Annotated in this window: 12 protein-coding genes and 1 riboswitch; of the genes, 5 read left to right on the forward strand and 7 right to left on the reverse strand. The window is 67.9% G+C overall.

Annotated elements, in window-relative coordinates; all coding sequences use genetic code 11:
* Positions 1 to 215 precede the first annotated feature (215 nt).
* Positions 216 to 977 (forward strand): IclR family transcriptional regulator, encoded by a 762-nt coding sequence (locus BLQ75_RS12425; RefSeq protein ID WP_092602029.1) that lies wholly within the window; start codon positions 216 to 218, stop codon positions 975 to 977.
* Between the two features lie 185 nt (positions 978 to 1,162).
* Here the strand turns inward: BLQ75_RS12425 and BLQ75_RS12430 are convergent, their stop codons facing one another.
* The 3 genes from BLQ75_RS12430 to BLQ75_RS12440 all read right to left on the reverse strand — a co-directional run bounded on the left by BLQ75_RS12430 (position 1,163) and on the right by BLQ75_RS12440 (position 5,556).
* Complete coding sequence (locus BLQ75_RS12430; protein ID WP_092601814.1) at positions 1,163 to 1,447, reverse strand: hypothetical protein; 285 nt, start codon at positions 1,445 to 1,447, stop codon at positions 1,163 to 1,165.
* Between the two features lie 370 nt (positions 1,448 to 1,817).
* Positions 1,818 to 3,485, reverse strand: a complete 1,668-nt coding sequence (locus BLQ75_RS12435; RefSeq protein ID WP_092601816.1) for a sodium:solute symporter family protein — start codon at positions 3,483 to 3,485, stop codon at positions 1,818 to 1,820.
* Positions 3,486 to 4,203: 718 nt separating this feature from the next.
* Entirely contained in the window at positions 4,204 to 5,556 is a 1,353-nt protein-coding gene (locus BLQ75_RS12440) for a serine hydrolase domain-containing protein (protein ID WP_092602031.1), read from the reverse strand.
* Positions 5,557 to 5,727: 171 nt separating this feature from the next.
* A riboswitch (cobalamin riboswitch) is annotated at positions 5,728 to 5,984 on the forward strand.
* 141 nt (positions 5,985 to 6,125) lie between these two features.
* Here BLQ75_RS12440 and metE point away from each other — a divergent pair.
* Complete coding sequence (gene metE, locus BLQ75_RS12445; RefSeq protein WP_092601818.1) at positions 6,126 to 8,417, forward strand: 5-methyltetrahydropteroyltriglutamate--homocysteine S-methyltransferase; 2,292 nt, start codon at positions 6,126 to 6,128, stop codon at positions 8,415 to 8,417.
* A 332-nt stretch (positions 8,418 to 8,749) separates the two neighbouring features.
* Positions 8,750 to 9,712, forward strand: coding sequence for a CPBP family intramembrane glutamic endopeptidase (locus BLQ75_RS12450; protein ID WP_170837455.1), 963 nt, complete (start codon positions 8,750 to 8,752; stop codon positions 9,710 to 9,712).
* A 345-nt stretch (positions 9,713 to 10,057) separates the two neighbouring features.
* On the opposite strand, the gene BLQ75_RS12455 is transcribed toward BLQ75_RS12450, so the two are convergent.
* On the reverse strand, positions 10,058 to 12,154 hold the full coding sequence (locus BLQ75_RS12455) for a transglycosylase domain-containing protein (protein WP_244515481.1): 2,097 nt from the start codon (positions 12,152 to 12,154) through the stop codon (positions 10,058 to 10,060).
* A gap of 430 nt (positions 12,155 to 12,584) precedes the next feature.
* Here BLQ75_RS12455 and BLQ75_RS12460 point away from each other — a divergent pair, with 430 nt between their 5' ends.
* Positions 12,585 to 12,965: a hypothetical protein gene (locus tag BLQ75_RS12460; RefSeq protein WP_092601820.1), complete on the forward strand. Its 381-nt coding sequence runs from the start codon at positions 12,585 to 12,587 to the stop codon at positions 12,963 to 12,965.
* Between the two features lie 219 nt (positions 12,966 to 13,184).
* Here BLQ75_RS12460 and BLQ75_RS12465 read toward each other — a convergent pair whose 3' ends face one another.
* From BLQ75_RS12465 to BLQ75_RS12475, 3 genes are all read right to left on the reverse strand, one after another.
* Positions 13,185 to 13,664 carry a hypothetical protein gene (locus BLQ75_RS12465; protein ID WP_092602037.1) on the reverse strand — a complete coding sequence of 160 codons (480 nt, stop codon included), beginning with the start codon at positions 13,662 to 13,664 and terminating at the stop codon, positions 13,185 to 13,187.
* Between the two features lie 86 nt (positions 13,665 to 13,750).
* The gene (locus BLQ75_RS12470) at positions 13,751 to 14,548 is read right to left on the reverse strand and encodes a DUF6319 family protein (protein ID WP_092601822.1); all 798 of its coding nucleotides are present in this window, start codon (positions 14,546 to 14,548) and stop codon (positions 13,751 to 13,753) included.
* A 170-nt stretch (positions 14,549 to 14,718) separates the two neighbouring features.
* Complete coding sequence (locus BLQ75_RS12475) at positions 14,719 to 16,215, reverse strand: flavin-containing monooxygenase (RefSeq protein WP_092601824.1); 1,497 nt, start codon at positions 16,213 to 16,215, stop codon at positions 14,719 to 14,721.
* An 85-nt stretch (positions 16,216 to 16,300) separates the two neighbouring features.
* On the opposite strand from BLQ75_RS12475, the gene BLQ75_RS12480 reads away from it, so the two are divergent.
* Positions 16,301 to 16,948, forward strand: a complete 648-nt coding sequence (locus BLQ75_RS12480) for a TetR/AcrR family transcriptional regulator (RefSeq protein ID WP_244515482.1) — start codon at positions 16,301 to 16,303, stop codon at positions 16,946 to 16,948.
* The last annotated feature ends 142 nt before the right edge of the window (positions 16,949 to 17,090 follow it).

Raw genomic sequence — 17,090 nt, forward strand, 5'->3', positions numbered from 1 at the left:
TGCTTCCAACGCCTACTCCGTTCGAAATATCGGACGTTGTTCGAACAACTTAGTCGCGAAGGTTCCGCGAGGTCAATAGGCGGCACCGGAGGCCGGCACCCACACCGTTCGGTACGCTGTTCGAAATACCGGTCAACACACCGATGGAGATCCGGCGCGACATCGGGGACCGGGCCGTGGCGCGTCCCGACCCGAGGACGGTAGGAGCTGATCCGGTGGCACGAGCAGTACCCGCACTGCAGCGGGCATTCGACATCCTGGAGCTCTTCCTGGACGAGCCGGAGCTCAGCGCTCCGGAGATCACCGGGAAGCTGGGACTGCCGCGCACCACGGTCCACGAACTGCTCAGCACGCTGGTCGAACGCGGCTACCTCGTCCCCTCCGGCCGGGGCAGCACGCGCTACCGGCTGGGGGTGCGGGGGTTCCAGCTCGGTTCGGCCTACGCCGACCGGCTCGACCTCGCCCGCGAGGGACAGCTCGTCGCGGAGGAAGTGGCCGCCGAGTGCAACGAGACCGTGCACATCGGCATCCGGGAAGGCACCGAGGTGCTCTACATCGCCAAGGTGGACAGCGGACACCCGGTCCGCATGGTCTCGGCCGTCGGGAGGCGGCTACCGGCCCACTGCACCGCGGTCGGCAAGGCCCTGCTCGCCTCGCTGTCCCGGCAGGAGCTCGACGAGCTCTACGGGGCGGAACCGCCGCGTCCGATGACGGACAACAGCATCACCGATCCGGCGAGGCTGCGCGAGGAACTCGACGGCGTCGCCGAGAACGGCCGGGCACGGGAGTACTGCGAGTCCAACGACGCCGTGGCCTGCGTGGCCGCTCCGGTCCGCGACCACTACGGAGAGGTGGTGGCCGCGATGAGCATCGCGGTTCCCATCCTGCGCTGGAGCGAACGGTCGGAGCGCGAACTCGCCGAGACCGTCGTCCGGGGTGCGACGAACCTCTCGGAACGTCTGGGCAACCGCGCCTGACGGCGCTTCTGCGCGCGGGCTCCGAGGACGGCGCTCATGGGCCCACCGGGCCCGCTGTGAACGGAAAACGGTGGCGGTCCCGCTCCGGGGACACCGCACGAACGGAACCTCCCGCCAGCGGCGAACCGCGTGACGGGAGGTTCCGAGGTACGAGCGTTCCCGACAGCGGGAAGCGGCGGACTCGCTCAGTCGCCCTCGTCCGTCGCCGTGGGGGTCTCCAACGGCCTCAGCCGTACCCAGAGCAGGAAGATCCCACCCACGAGCAACATCGACAGCCCCGTCCAGAGGTTGATGTTGACTCCCTGCGCCTTGTCCAGTCCCTCCTCGGTGGGAAAGAGCCCGGCCGATCCCACCAGCACGCCGTACACCAGGAACAGGCCACCTATCACCGTCCGCACGTCGAACAGCTTCGCCGATCTGTCCCGCCGCGCACTCGGCTGCTCGCTTTCCCGTTCACGCGACTCCGACATCGCTCACCTCCACCGAACCTGCTGTCCTTCTTGATGCAAAAACCTCAGTCCCCGCCCAACGGACAATGCTCACCGGCCGGCACCCGCGCCGTGGTGAACCGCGCCGGCTCGCGATCACACCCTGCGGCGTGCCCGCACGGAACTCTTACCGATCGGGCAGTTCCCGGTGCTCCGATCTTCCTAGGCGTGCGAGCACCGAGCCACCACTCACGCACCCGGCAAGGCCGCGGGTTCTCTCGTGGTGGTCTCGCGGGGAAGGCCCGACGTCGTGTAGTACCCACCCGATGTCGGGCCTCCCCGGATCGAGAGCCCACGAGAGGTTCCGCCAAGCGACCACCCCGGCGGCCCGGCCGCGAAAGTCCGTCCGAAACTATAAGGAGAAGGGGACGTAACAGAGCACGGCGAGCACGATCGCCCCCCAACCGAGCAACGCCGGTTTGCGGTACCAGGCCTCGTCACCCCGCTGCATCTCGCCCGAATCCGTGGCGTCGGCCTTCGTGTAGACCAGTCCGGCGAGTTCGGCGGCGGGTTTCGGCTTGGTGGCCAACGCGATCGGGACACTGACCACGAGGTCGGTCACGAGCGCGATGATGGCGGCGATCATGTTCACGCCCTGCGCGCTGTCCATGTCCACGATCCCGGCACGGTACATGCTGTAGAAGGCGATCGGAGCGAGCGTTCCGAGGAGCAGCCCCCAGAATCCCGCCTTGGCGGTCATGCGTTTCCAGAACAGTGCGAGAATGAACGTCGCGAACAGCGGGACGTTGAAAAAGGAGAACAACGTCTGCATGTAGTTCATGATGTTGCTGAAGGAAGCCGCGATGAACGCCGTTCCGATACCGACGAGCACACCTATGGCTGTGATGACACGACCGACCGTCAGGTAGTGCGAGTCGGGCATGTTCGGCTTTATGTAGGGGCTCCAGATGTCATTGGTGAACACGGTGTTGAAACTGGAGACGTTCGCCGCCATACCGGCCATGAACGAAGCCATCAGCCCCGTGACCGCCAAGCCCAGCACACCGTTCGGCAACAATTGCGCCATGAGCAGCGGAATGGCCGAATTGTAATCGTACTCACTGCCGGGCTGACCGATGTTGGGCTGCATGATCAGCGCGATCAGTCCGGGAAGAACCACGATCAGTGGAATGAACATCTTGGGGAACGCCGCGATCAGCGGAGTCCGCCGGGCCGCCGACAGGTTCTTGGCGGACAGCGAACGCTGCACCTCGGCGAAGTTCGTCGTCCAGTAGCCGAACGAGATGGCGAAACCGAGACCGAGCGAGATGGTGAGCCAGTTCGCTCCCAGCGGGTTGTCCTGCCCGAAGCCGGTGCCGCCCCAGGCAGTGAGGAACTGCGCCCCCTCGGCGGCGGTCACCTTGTCGATGACTCCACCGATGCCGCCGACCCGGATCAGCCCGAGCACGGTCAGTGGCACCAGCGCCGCCACGATGACGAAGAACTGCAGCACCTCGTTGTAGATGGCCGAGGTGAGTCCACCGACGGTGATGTAGATCAGCACGAACACACCGGCTATGACGATGGACAGCGGAATCGGCCACCCGAGCAGGGCCCGCAGCACGATGGCCAGCGCGTAGAGATTCACCCCGGCTATCAGTACCGAGGCGACCGCGAATATGACCGCGCTCAACAGGTGCGAGGAACTGCTGAATCGGCGCAGCAGGAATTCCGGGACGCTGCGCACCTTCGAGTTGTAGTAGAACGGCATCATGACCAGGCCGAGGAAGACCATGGCCGGAATCGCGCCGATCAGGTACCAGTGCACGGTGTAGGCGCCGTACTGCGCTCCGTTGGCGGCCATGCCGAGAATCTCGGTAGCTCCCAGATTCGCCGACACGAACGCCAACCCGGTCACCCATGCGGGTAGGGAACGCCCGGACAGGAAGAAGTCGAGCGTGGAGTGGACGCTGCGTTTCGCGGCGAACGCGATACCGAGCACGACCACGAAGTAGATGACAAGAATGAGGCTGTCCATCCAGTTCATGGACAGCCGTAGCCCATCGGCCAGAGTGTGCATTGTCGTCCGATCCTGTCGCCGTCCGCGAGTTGGCTCTCCAATCGCATGTCCGGAATACCGAACGTTGTTCGACAACGTACGACACGATCGGGTGACGGTCAACACATGAGTAGCCCGGGTTTTCCCTCGGACGGAGTACCGGCCCCACCGTCCACTCCGCTCGACAACACACGGCGAAGCCAACGACACAGTGCGTTCACACCAGACTCCCCAGTAGCTCCCACTGCCCGCTGGGAGCGCTCACAAAGCGTCGATCATCCGGAACCAACCGAACGGTCGCGGGGAATCGGAAACCAGCGCTGCTTCCGCCTCGACGACCGGGACGGATACAGGGGCGGAGCGCTCATGTGTCGGGGTTCGAGACGCGCGGTCCTACCGACCCCACGGGGACGGAAGTCAGAGATGACCCCGAACGGGGCAGCACTGTCCGCCCACCGAAGCGGCACTCGACGTGCTCCGCGTCATGTTTCCGCCTCGCCCGAGGGAAGCAACGGACATCCGGCCGGCCTGCTTCGGCGCGGCGATTCCGAAACAGCCGGTCTCGCGGATCGACCGCCGAGAGGCGTCCCGTGCGGTTTCCGCCGGGGACGACCTCGAACATTGTGGGACCGTCACCCGAGGTCGGGGCGCTCACGGCGGGAGCCGTGCGAGAGGTTCCACCGGACGAGTCACCGCGAAGGTCGGGCCCACGAACTCCTTCGAAGGCCCGACCCGGTTCTCACTCCCAAGGCAACGTCCCACCCGGCACGGGCGCGGCGGGATCGTAGGGCTTTCTGGTGAGGATGAAGGTGTTGAGGTCCAGGTACGGGGTGGTTCCGTCCTCGGCACGCAGGACCCGCAGCCGCTCACCGCGGTGGTACCCGTCCAGTCCGATCCAGTCGCCTTCCCCGTCCGGCCGGAAGCGCGACGCTCGCCCCGGCCCCTGCCAGGCCGAGAGGTCGAGCATTCCGTCGGGCAGCACCCGGAGCAGGTGCGGCACCGGCCCCCAGTACCACAGTCCGGTCAGCTCCAGCAGTTCCGCTGACACCTCTCCGTCGGGCGTCCACTCCGGAGGGATGCGGGGTTCGTGCTCGGCGAGGATGTCGAGCAGGTCGGTGGCGAGCGCGCCGCTCACCCCCGATGTGGTGTTGGCCAGGAACACCACGCCGGTGGACTCGGCGGGGTCGGCCAGCACGTTGGCCAGAAAGCCCGGCATGGAGCCACCGTGCCCGACGAGGGCGCGTCCGTCGTGCCGGGCCAGCTGCAGCCCCAGCCCCGCTCCTCTGGTCCACTGCGGACCGTCATCCACAGTGGCTGGTTGTCGCATCTCGTCGAGCGTGCCCGGGTGCAGCACCTCCCCGGTCTCGCCAGCGAGAAAACGCAGCCATCGGACCATGTCATCCACAGTGGACCACAGCTGGCCGGCCGGAGCCATCGCGGCGGCGTCGGCGAACGGCTCGGGCTGCAGCACGTCCGCCCAGGGGTGCACCGCCAGGCCTGGAGCGTACGGCGCCACGGGGCTCTCCGTGGTGCGACGCATCCCCAGCGGCTCCAGGATCTCCCCCCGGAGCACCGCCGCGAACTCCTTGCCGCGCACCCGCTCGATCAGCTGCCCCAACAACCCGAACGCGGTGTTGGAGTAGTGGAACACGTGCCGCGGTTCGGGACGCAGCTGGGCACTGTCCACCCCCGCGAGAAAGTCCTCGGCAACGTCGCCCTCGGTCCGCTCCCACCACTGCCCGGCAGGTTCGGAGCTGAGGCCGCTGCAGTGCGCGAGCAACTGCCAGACCTGCCGATCGTCGACCGCCGTTCCCGGCACGTGGTCACCGAACCGGTCGGACAACGACAGCAGCCCCTCGTCGCGCAGCCGCATCACCAGCACCGCCACGAAGGTCTTGGTGATGGAACCGATGCGGTACTGCGTGTCGGCCTCGGGGCGCCGGTCGTCCACCCGACCCCGGGAATCGACCCAGATCGTCTCACCGTCACGCACCAGCCCCGCGATGAGTGAGGGAACGCGATTCCTCGACTGTTCCAGAGCCAGCCGGCGCGACAGCGCGCGTCGAGTCGCCGGCAGAAGTTCACTCGCCATGAACCACATGCTTTCGCGGCGCCACCGGACTTGGCAAGTTCACCCCCCGCCTTGGACACGGTGTGACCGCTGATACACCGAGCGGCGAAACGGCAGCCGAGCGATGGTGTGAGCACCCCGCACGCGAGCCACGAGAGGCGGTCGGCACTTGCCAAACCGGACAGGGCGCGTGATCATACGAGCGCCGGTGGTTCAGCGGCGAGGGCGCACGACCCCGCCGGTGAGGCAAGAGGGAATCCGGTGCGAATCCGGAACTGCCCCGCAGCGGTGAGTGGGAACGAACGTCGTCACGGCCGCGGCCCCTCGAGGGTCCGCGAGCGGAGCACGGCACTGGGGTCCGACCCCCGGGAAGCCGACGACCAGTAGGAGAACCGGCGAGAGCCGGCCGGCCCACGAGTCCGAAGACCTGCCATCGGTGCGCACCGGAAGAGGTGCGCCGGTCCGGGGCCTCGAGGGAAGGTCGGCAGGACGGGCACGTCGCGAGCTCCCACGCGACCGTGGACACGTGTGCCTTCCGCTGCCTCGAGGCGCTCGGTCGACCATGTCGTCGAGCTCGCGAGGAGAGAGCTTTGACCAGCGAAATCGGATCCACCGTACTCGGCTATCCCCGTATCGGCCCCAGGAGGGAACTCAAGCGGGCCCTGGAGGCGTACTGGGCGGGCGACAGCGGTGAGGACCAGCTGCGCGAAACCGCCCGTTCGCTGCGCGTCCAGAGCTGGCGGGAACTGCACGGGGCGGGCCTGGGATCCGTTCCCAGCAACACGTTCTCCTACTACGATCAAGTCCTGGACACCGCGGTGACCTTCGGCGCCGTTCCGAAGCGCTACCGCGAGCTCGGATTGGGCCCGTTGGACACCTACTTCGCCATGGCACGCGGCGTGGAGTCCACGCCGCCGCTGGAGATGACGAAGTGGTTCGACACCAACTACCACTACCTCGTTCCCGAGATCGGCCCGGACACCGAGTTCGAACTCGCCGACCGCACCCCGGTGGAACGGTTCCTGGAGGCACGGGAACTCGGGATGACCACTCGTCCCGTACTGGTGGGACCGCTGACCTTCCTGCTGCTGTCCAAGAGCGCCGAGGGCGCGCCTTCCTCCTTCGCGCCGCTGCACCGGCTGGACGACCTGATCGAGGTCTACGCCGAGCTGCTGGCCGAACTCCACCGCGCCGGGGCGGAATGGGTGCAGCTGGACGAGCCCGCGTTCGCCGCCGACCGCGAGCCCGCGGAACTGGAGAAGCTGCGCGGGGCCTACCACCGGCTCGGTGAGCTCACCGCCCGGCCGAGGCTGTTCGTGCCCACCTACTTCGGCGATCCGGGCGAAGCGCTCGGCGTGCTGGCCGCCTCACCGGTCGAGGCGGTCGGGGTCGATCTCGTGGCGGGCTCGACCACGATGGAGGTGCTGTCCGGGCTGACCGGGCTGCGGGACAAGACATTGGTGGCCGGTCTGGTAGAAGGCCGCAACATCTGGCGGACCGACCTCGACGGCGCGCTGTCCAAAGCGGCCACACTGCTCGGTCTGGCCGGTGAGGTCTCGATCGGCACCTCGTGCTCGCTGCTGCACGTTCCCTACGACGTCGAGGCCGAGGAGGACATCGATCCGCAGGTCAAGTCCTGGCTGGCGTTCGCTCGGCAGAAGGTCGAGGAGGTCGTGCTGCTCGACCGTGCCCTGCACGAGGGACGCGAGGCGGTGCGTGACCAGCTGGACCGGGCACGCGCTCCGATCGAGGACCGACGAAACGCGGCCAGGCCGCACGACAGGGCGGTGCGTGACCGCACCTCGAAACTGCGGCCCGAGGACGCGGAACGCGGTGAGTACGGCAAGCGGCGTGCGGATCAGCAGCGAGCACTGGGACTCCCGCCACTGCCGACCACGACGATCGGCTCCTTTCCGCAGACCACGGACGTGCGCAAGGCGCGCGCCCAGCTGCGGGACGGCAGGATCGACGAGGCCACCTACAACACCAGGATGGTCGACGAGATCCGGCGCGTGATCACCATGCAGGAGGAGCTCGGCCTCGACGTGCTCGTGCACGGCGAGCCCGAGCGCAACGACATGGTGCAGTACTTCTCGGAGTACATGAACGGCTTCGTCAGCACGCTCAACGGCTGGGTGCAGTCCTACGGCTCGCGCTGCGTGCGCCCGCCGATCCTGTTCGGCGACGTCTCGCGGCCCGAACCCATCACGGTCGAGTGGACCAAGAAGGCCCAGAGCATGACCGACAAGCCGGTCAAGGGCATGCTCACCGGGCCGGTGACCATCCTGGCCTGGTCCTTCGTCCGGGACGACCAGCCGCTCGGCGAGACCGCCAACCAGGTGGCGCTGGCGATCCGCGACGAGGTGACCGACCTGGAGTCGGCCGGTATCGGCGTGGTGCAGGTCGACGAGCCCGCCCTGCGCGAGCTGCTGCCGCTGCGCTCCGAACTGCACGGGCAGTACCTGGAGTGGGCGGTGCGCTCGTTCCGGCTGGCCACCTCCGGGGTGACCGACGCCACGCAGATCCACACCCACCTGTGCTACTCCGAGTTCGGCGAGGTCATCAACGCGATCGTGGACCTCGACGCGGACGTGACGAGCCTGGAGGCCGCGCGCTCCCGGATGGAGGTGCTGGACGACCTCAACGAGGTCGGCTTCGCCAGGGGCGTCGGTCCGGGTGTCTACGACATCCACTCGCCGCGCGTGCCGGATTCCGCCGAGATCGAGAAGCTGCTCAGCGCGGCGCTGGAGGCGGTGCCCGCCGAGCGGCTGTGGGTCAACCCGGACTGCGGGCTCAAGACCCGTGGCTACGAGGAGGTGCGGACGGCCCTGGAGAACATGCGCGTGGCGACCGAGCGGGTGCGCGGCTCCTCGCGGAGCTGAGGGAACCCGTCCGGCTGTCGGCCCCACCGCCGCGGGGCGGTCACCAGCCATGAGCTCCCGCGACGAGACCGGACGCCCGGTTCGGGACGAGCGGGGCGGGCGAGCCGCCGCCCGGCAGGACGGTTCGCGTGGGAGCACCGCGCACGCGGCGGTGTGAGACGAGGGTGTCCCGGAGTTCCTCCGGAATTCCGGGACACCCCGTCGCCACCCGGACCACGCTCGGTTCGCCGTGCGCGCGGGCCCGATGGGAACACACACCCCGCCGGCGAGATCCGGGGAACACCGGAAATCACCCGCTGTGTGCGGGCGACGTCGGTTGGCAGAATATCCGGATGAACTCCGAGTACGACCGAGTGGATGTTCGCGGTGTGGTCGGCTTCGTGCTGATCGCCTACATACCGGCGTGGTTGCTGACCCTGCCGCTGTGGCTTTCCGGCAAGGGGCTGACCTCGGACTGGTATCCGGCGCTGCTGATCGCGATGATGTTCATGCCCGCCGTGGCGACGTTCGTGACCAACCGGTGGATCAGCCCGCGAGCGAGGATGCTCCGTGAGACGGGCGTCACTCACCCCAGCGGGGTGCGCGGCTGGTGGCGCCACGGCCTGCTCGCCTGGATCGGCGCCCCGGTGGCCATGCTGCTGGCGCTGGTGGTCGGCTGGGCGCTGACCGTCTACGACGCGCACTGGTTGGACTTCACCGGCCTGCCGGGACAGCTGCGGTTCTCGCTGACCGACCAGGCCCCGGACTCCGCGTTCACCGGCCTCGCGCTGGTGCTGGCGCAGGTGTTCGTGTTCGGCTGGCTCAACGTGATACCCGCCGCCGGGGAGGAATGGGGCTGGCGTGGCTACCTCACTCCCGCTCTTCTCCCGCTGGGACAACCCGCCGCGTTCCTGGTCACCGGAGTGCTGTGGGGGCTGTGGCACGCGCCGCTGCTGGTGCTCGGCTACAACTACCCCACCGTTCCGGTAGTGGCCGCCTTCATCATGATGGTCGTGTTCTGCGTGCTGGTCAGCGTGCTGCTCGGCTGGCTCAGGCTCGCCTCGCGCAGCGTGTGGCCGGCCGTGATCGCGCACGGCTTCCTCAACGCCGCGGCCGTGCTGCCCGGCGTGTTCAACGCCCCGGGGGATCCGGTTTCCAACGCCTCGGTCGGGCTGCTCGGCTGGACCGGCTGGATCGTGCTGGGGCTGCTGATCCTGCTGCTGATCGCGCTGCACCGGCTGCCGGTGAGCCTTCCCCGCGAGCAGCGGGTCGAGGAGGGCATCAGCAGCGGCGTCTCCCGGTTCCACCACCGCTGAGCCGCCGTGCTCGATCCGGCCGGGCTTCGGGGTCACCCCGGCACCACGGGGGCCGGGATGAGTGAACGAGTGGCGGCTGCGCCGACACCGGCGATGACACAACGGAAAAACCCGGCCCGGCCGGTCGCTCGGTGGTGCGACGGGCCGGGCCGTACTGCTCTTCGAGTGGCCACTGCCGGAAACTCCGGCTGCGCGGTCCCGGCCGTCCGCGAAGACTACCGACCGGCCTTCCCGCGAGGACGGTCCGACCTCGTGCGGAGTCTCATCCGACGCCGGGACCCGGTAAGAGGGCGGGAGACGCCGCCGGACGGGTTACCCGCGCGGCGGGGACCGGAACGAGCCCCGTCAGAACTCGGGGAGCTGCTTGACCGGGAGGCCCTCGTGCACCTTCTTCATGGCCGGATAGAACGTCCGCGCCGGGATGGTGCCACCGTAGAGGTTGCCGCCGGTGTCGCTGCACTGGTACGGCGGCGCGCTGCCGTTGACGCAGATGCCGTCGTAGGGCGGCCCGTCGGTGTAGGTCATCACGGCGCCCGCCATCTGCGGGGTGGCGCCGACCAGCACGGCGGACTGGTAGTACTGCGTGGTTCCCGTCTTGGCCATCAGCGGGCGGCTCCAGCCCGCCGCCTCGGCAGCGGCGTGCGAGGTGCCGCCCGCCTTGTGGTCGTCGGCCAGCCCCTGCGCGAGGCCGTGCGCGGTGCGCGGCGCGATCGCCCGCTCGCAGGGCTTCTCGTCGATCTCGACCGGCTCACCGTCGCGGTCGGTGATCGATTCGACCGGGGTGGGCGGGCACCACGTGCCGTCGCTGGCGATGGTGGCCATCACGTTGGACAGCTCCAGCACGCTCACCGGTGTGACGCCGAGCGTGAACGAGCCCTGCCTGCTCCGCTTGATGTCCTTCGCCTTGGTGATCTTCTTGTCCGTGTCGGATTCACCGTCGGCGTCCACCTTCCGACCGAGGCTGTCGCGCAGCCCCAGTTTCCGGGCCATGTCCACGGCGTTGTTCAGGCCGACCTGCTCCAGCAGCCACACGAAGCCGGTGTTGGGCGAGGTCGCCAGCGCGTCCCGCAGACTTCTGCGGCCGGAGGCGACGCCCTCGGCGTTGTGCACGGTCCACTTCTGGCCGTGGCCGAACTCGTACGTCGTGTACTCGGACGGAACCGGGATCGTGTCGTTCGGATTCCAGCCCTGCTGGATCGCGGCGGCGGCCGTGAAGATCTTGAACACCGACCCGGAACCGTAGGGAATCACCTCGGTGGTGATGTTGTAGGCCGTCTGGCCCTTGCTGGCGTCGTTGCCGTAGTCGCGGTTGGCGACCAGCGCGCGGACTTTGTGGCTGTTCTGGCCCGGCTCCACGATCGCCATCGGGTTGGCGATGTTGTCGGATTTCTTGGGCACCTGCGCCTCGGCCGCCTTCTTCGCGGCCTCGGTGGCCTCGCGATCCATCGTGGTGTGGATGGTGTAGCCGCCGCGCTCCAGCTCCTTGTCACTGAAGCCCGCCTCGTTGAGGTAGTCCCGCAGGTAGGAGCAGAAGAAGCCGTTGGTGGCGCTGCCGCCCGCGCTCACGCAGCTGCTCGGCGGACGTCCCAGCGGGGACAGCACCCCCAGAGGCTGCTTCTTGGCGCGGTCGGCGTCCTCCTCGGTAATCCGGAAGTTGTTGTTGGGCTCGGCCATCCGCTCGATGACCTCGTTGCGGCGGGCCTTGGCGGCGTCCGGGTTGGTGTTCGGGTTGAGCGCGCCGGGGGCGTTGACGATCGCCGCCAGCAGTGCCGCCTGCTGGATGTCGAGCTGGTCCGGACCGATGCCGAAGTAGGTCTGGGCGGCGGCGCCGACGCCGAAGGTCTGGTTGCCGAACGGCACCACGTTCAGGTAGGCGGTGAGGATCTCATCCTTGCTCATGGTGCGCTCCAGCTCCACGGCCAGTCGCGCCTCCCGCAGCTTGCGCGCGATGGTGGTCGCCTGCGCGTCGTGTCGCTCCATCTTGTTGTCGGCGGCCACGTGCACCAGGTAGTTCTTCACGTACTGCTGGGTGATCGTGGAGGCGCCCTCCTCCACCGAACCGCTGCTGATGTTGGTGGCCAGCGCACGCATGGTGCCCTGCCAGTCGACACCGTTGTGGTCCCAGAACCGCTTGTCCTCGATCGCGGTGATCGCCGCGCGCATCGTGTCGGCGATCCGGTCCGAGGAGGTCGGCACGCGGTAGTCCTCGTAGAAGTGGGCGATCGTATTCCCGTCGCGGTCGAGCACCTCGGTGGTCAACGGCATCCGCGCCTTCTCCAGCGAGTCCGACATCCTCGACATCGCCGAGGTCGTCTCGTTGACCATCGCACCGGCACCGATGGCTGCGGGCAGCATCAGGCTCGCCACCAGCACACCGGAGAGCACACAAAGACCGAAGAGTTTCAACAGCACGCCGCCGCGCCGCACGCCAGCCCCAATCACACTCGTGTCCACCGAGCAGAGCATCGACATCGGGCCCCGGAACATGCCGCGTTCCAACAGCGCTGGCAGACCTGGAACCCACGAGGGAAACGTGGCGCCGGGTCGGACCGGGCACCGCCCCGAGTCCCCCGTCGTCGCTCAACTACTTGATATCACACCGAGCGGTGCCGGTGACCGGCATCTGCGAGGAAAAAGCGGGTCACACCGGGAAAACCACCCGAATGTCCGCCTCCGGGTGAGTGATGTCACCGAAAAGCAACCCGCGGCCGCACGACGACGCTCGGTAGCGCGAAACGTCGCGGCACGGACCGCCGAACCTCCCACTCCGGTTCGGACGGGCTTCCCGTCCTCGAACCAGCGGCGGAAAACCGCACTACCGGAGCCGCACGTTCGAGAACACAATGGATAGCGGGATGGATACACTGGGCGAATGACCGATCCCTTCCTGGAGTCCATCGCCGCCGCACTGGCGGGGCAGGCCGCGGCGACACTCAGCAGTGCGGGAGCGAGCGCGCTGCGCAAGGTACGCGAACTCGTGCGCGGCAAGTCCGAAGCCGATCCGCGAACCGAGGCAGCGCTGGAAGCCGCCGAGGACCGCCCACCCGAGCACCCGAAGGTCACGGCGCTGGCCGAACGCCTGGAGCGGCTGGAGAGCGAGGACCCGGAGTTCGGCGAACGGCTGCGTGATGCGGGAGATCCCGTTCACCAGGAGCTGCGTGCCTCCGGGAACCGGACTGTCAACCAGTTCAACGGCAACGCCCACAACGTGGTGCAGGGCGAGCGTTTCGACCGGATCGAGTTCAACGGTTGATCGAAGTTTCCGACTGGCTGCCGTAGGTACGCGTGCGTCGGAACCGCTGGCGCGGCGCTCGCCGCGGCCAGGCGCGACATCGAGTAGCGACACACGACGTCGGCCTTCCTCACGAGAATCTCGCGCGAGAACCCGCTGCTGTGCCGACTACGTGAGCCGATGAGAGCGACACCGCGCCGAGTGCGCGGCGAGCTCGTGGGAAACCGGGGCGGGCGAGGATCAACGACGCCGGGAGTCGGCGGCGTTGAGTTCGGCCAGGTAGCGGTTGTACTCGGCGAGCTGCGGGTCCTCCTCCTCGGTGACCGAGGGGGCACGCTCCGGAACGGGGGAACGCCGGGGACGCCCGGAGGCGCCGCGACTGTCGGCATCGGCGGCGTCCCCCGCACCCGGCTGCGTGCACTCGGAGTCCCCGCCTGCCGGGCTCCTATCACCATCACCGGACAGCGCCGGGTCCATCACGGGTTCGGCGGCTTCCTCGCCATCGGTGCCGTTGGCCATCCGGGCCACCTGGTACCACAGGAAGAGAGCGAAAGCTCCGAACAACGGCCACTGCAGTGCGTAACCGAGGTTCTGGAAGCTCCCTCCGGCCTCGTGGGCGCGTTCCCACTGCCACCAGCCCAGCCAGCCGGAGGCCACGACGGCGGCGAGGAACACCAGGTGCAGCAGCACCCAGCTCGGCGTAAGCAGACGGCCCTTCACGCTCGCCATTGTAGGTTCGTGGCCCCCGTCCCGCCCCGACAGCCCTGGCCGAACGCTCGCCCATCCGACCGTGGCAGCGGGGGGCGTTACTGACTGCCGAGCTCCTGCAGCCTGCGCTGGGCCTCCTCCAACTCGCGCTGCAACTGCTCGACCCTGGCCCGCTGGTGTTCACGCTCGGCCTCCAGCAGCGGTTCCACCGCCTGCGCCACGTCCTCGTGCAGCGCCTTCGCGGCCTGCCCCACCGCCGAGGCCGGAACATCGGTCGGACGCAGTACCCGCTTCCTGCCGTTGCTGACCTCGACGCTCCATTGCCCGTCCTCACCGGCGGTGAGGATGATCGTCGCTCCCGAGGGGCGCCGGGAGGGGGCCTTGGCACCGTTGCCGTTCGACCGGGAGGAACTCGTGCGTTTGGTGCCGCTCGACTCGCTCTTGCCCGAAGACTTCGAGCCGGATCCCGACGATCCCGACCCCGACGGGGCGGTGGAACCGCCGAAGGAGGCCGTGCCGTTCGTACTCCCGACCGGCGCGGGCTCCTCCGCCCGACCCGTCGCACCACCCGAGGTCCGGGATGCGGCGGACTCGGTCGCGGTCGTCGCCGCCGAGCTCTTCCGGGTGGCGCCGCGACCGGCCTCCTTGCGCTTGGGAGCGGGCTTGTCCAGGGTCACCTCGACCGCCGAGAAGGAGAGCACGTCCTTGGAACCGGCAGGCTTGACCTGGAGGAACTCACCCTCGGCCGGCTCTTCCATGGCGACGACCTTGCCGGAACGCCCCGGATCGACGCCGACGGCCGAATCGGTGAACCACACGGTCGGTGTGGTTCCGTTGTCCAGTTCCTCGCGGAGACCGCGGATCTGCTCGGACGACAGCGCACGGGCCTCGGACATCTACTCCCCCGAGTGGACAACGGCAGCCGCCCGCCCCGCCGCTCGGCGTCTCGGAGGGTGCGTTCCCGCATCGGGTTCGGGAACCACTTCGACACGCGGCGGCCGGGAGCTTGCCGGAATGGGCTCACACGACTTGACCGCCGCAGCTTATCGAACGTCCGTGCGAATCCTCAACGCGCCCCGGAGCGCTGGAGCTCGTAGTCCCTCGGGTCGGCCTTGCGGGTCTGCCACCAGTAGTTCCAGGTGAATCCCGGCCACAGCGTCCGGTTCACCCCGTTGGCGTCCAGGTACCAGCTCTGACACCCCCCTTCCGACCACACCGCGCCGGAGAGGTGGGACTGTATCCGCTCGTTGAACTCGTCCTGCGCCGACTGGCGCACGTCGGCCTGGGTGAACTCGCCGCGCAGCAGCGGCCGCAGGATGCTGAGCACGTAGTTGATCTGCGACTCGATCATGAACACGACCGAGTTGTGCCCCAGTCCGGTGTTCGGCCCGAGCAGGAAGTACAGGTTGGGGAAGCCGGAGACGGCTATCCCCTTGTGCGCCTCCATGCCGTCCTTCCAGGCGTCCCGCAGTTTGCGGCCGCCCCTGCCGACGATCTCGAGGTGGTCGAACGCGTCGGTGACATGGAATCCGGTGCCGAAGATGATCGCGTCCACGGGATGTTCGACCCCGTCCCCGTCGACCACCGAGTTCTCTCGCACCTCGGTGACCCCGGTGGTATTCAGGTCCACATTGGACCGGTTCAGCGAGGGGTAGAAGTCGCTGGAGAGCAGGATTCGCTTGCACCCCATGGCGTAGTCCGGGGTGACGGCCTCGCGGACGCGCTCGTCGTGCACCTGCTTGCGGATGAAACGTTTGGCCAGCCACTGCGAGACTCGCTGCAACCTCGGGTCCCGCAGCACCGCCACCGAGCGGATCTCCAGCGTCATGTAGATGGCGAACCGCACGGCACGCTGCAGGAACGGCACGTACCGGAAGGCACGACGCAGCTTCGCCGGGATCGGCCGGTCCGGCTTGGGCTGGATCCACGGCGGCGTCCGCTGGAACAGGTTCAGCTTCGCCGCCCGCTCGGCGACCTTGGGCACGAACTGGATGGCACTGGCGCCGGTTCCCACCACCGCGACCCGCTTGCCGTCCAGGTCGTAGTCGTGATTCCACTCCGCCGAGTGAAAGGCCTCGCCCTGGAATCGCTCCAGCCCGGGAAGATCCGGGTAGTTCGGTATGTGCAGCGCCCCTACCCCGGAAACCAGCGCCCTGCCCACGTACTCGGTACCGTCGGCCGTGGAGACGTGCCAGCGGTGGGCGTGCTCGTCCCACTCCGCCCCGGTGAACTCGACGCCGTAGTGGATGTGCCGTTCCACGTCGTACTTCTCGGCACAGTGACGCAGATAGTGCTCGATCTCGCCCTGTTCCGCGAACATCCTCGACCAGTCGGGATTCTGCTCGAAGGAGAAGGAGTACATCAGCGAGGGGACGTCACAGGCACAGCCCGGATAGGTGTTGTCCCGCCAGGTTCCCCCCAGGTCCCACGACTTCTCCAGCAGGACGAAGTCCTCTATGCCCTCCATCTTCAGCCGGATGGCGGTGCCCAGCCCCGAGAAACCGCTGCCGATGATGACCACGGAGGTCTCGTGGCCCCGGCGTTCCCGCAGTCGATTGCCCATCCCCCGGTACCTCCCGAACGAAGCGGTGTGAGCTTACCAAGCAGTAGGTTACTATGAGTAGGTTACTTGCGGTAGGGTGGATTTCGTGGAGACCGCACAGCAGGCGAACCCGGGCCGCAAACGGATGTCGAGAGCCGAACGGGAACAGCAGATCCTGGGGATCGCGGAGGAGGTTTTCGCCGAACGTGGCTACCAGGGCACGGCCATGGACGACATCGCGCAACGCGTCGGCCTGTCCAAGCCGATGCTCTACGAGTACTTCGGCTCCAAGGAGGGTCTGCTGCTGGCCTGCCTCGAACGTGCCAAGCGCGAGCTGCTGGAGTGCACCTCGACGGCGGCTGCCAACGCCGAGACCCCCGAACAACTGCTGCACGACGCCCTGCTGGCCTTCTTCAGGTTCGGCGAGGACCACAAGCAGGCATGGGCCCTGCTGCGCAACGAGTCCGCCGTACCCGGTGTGGAGCTGGACACCGAGCTGGAGGGCATCCGAGGACAACAGGTCGGCTTCACCACGGACATGCTGCGCATGTCGCTCCCGGAGGCCGACGAGTACCGGCTGGAGGCCTTCGCCGAGGCCATCATCGGAGCCTGCGAACGGATGGCACTGTGGCGGGAGAACCACCCCGAGATCACCCCGGAGACGGTCACCGATCACCTGATGGCGCTCATCGGCCCCAGCCTCTCGGGGGAAGCGCGCGCTTCCCAAGCGCGACACTCACACGATCAGGGGTAGTAGGCGCACAGCACTCAAGATCCACTACTCCCCTTCCGATGCGATCGCGTAGGTCGATTGTCACGTGCGCGCGCGTCCACTGACAGGACGCCGCGCCCGGCGTGTCACGACCACGCCCGTGAACTCGGAATCAAGGAGTACT

The sequence above is a fragment of the Actinopolyspora xinjiangensis genome (assembly GCF_900104475.1).
In the GTDB taxonomy this organism is placed as follows: Bacteria; Actinomycetota; Actinomycetes; order Mycobacteriales; family Pseudonocardiaceae; genus Actinopolyspora; species Actinopolyspora xinjiangensis.

What these genes read in the sequence shown, in the direction of transcription:
- BLQ75_RS12430 (WP_092601814.1), bottom strand. Translation starts at nt 1,447, where the DNA reads ATGTCGGAGTCGCGTGAACGGGAAAGCGAGCAGCCGAGTGCGCGGCGG.
- BLQ75_RS12435 (WP_092601816.1), bottom strand. Translation starts at nt 3,485, where the DNA reads ATGCACACTCTGGCCGATGGGCTACGGCTGTCCATGAACTGGATGGAC.
- BLQ75_RS12440 (WP_092602031.1), bottom strand. Translation starts at nt 5,556, where the DNA reads ATGGCGAGTGAACTTCTGCCGGCGACTCGACGCGCGCTGTCGCGCCGG.
- BLQ75_RS12450 (WP_170837455.1), top strand. Translation starts at nt 8,750, where the DNA reads ATGAACTCCGAGTACGACCGAGTGGATGTTCGCGGTGTGGTCGGCTTC.
- BLQ75_RS12460 (WP_092601820.1), top strand. Translation starts at nt 12,585, where the DNA reads ATGACCGATCCCTTCCTGGAGTCCATCGCCGCCGCACTGGCGGGGCAG.
- BLQ75_RS12470 (WP_092601822.1), bottom strand. Translation starts at nt 14,548, where the DNA reads ATGTCCGAGGCCCGTGCGCTGTCGTCCGAGCAGATCCGCGGTCTCCGC.
- BLQ75_RS12475 (WP_092601824.1), bottom strand. Translation starts at nt 16,215, where the DNA reads ATGGGCAATCGACTGCGGGAACGCCGGGGCCACGAGACCTCCGTGGTC.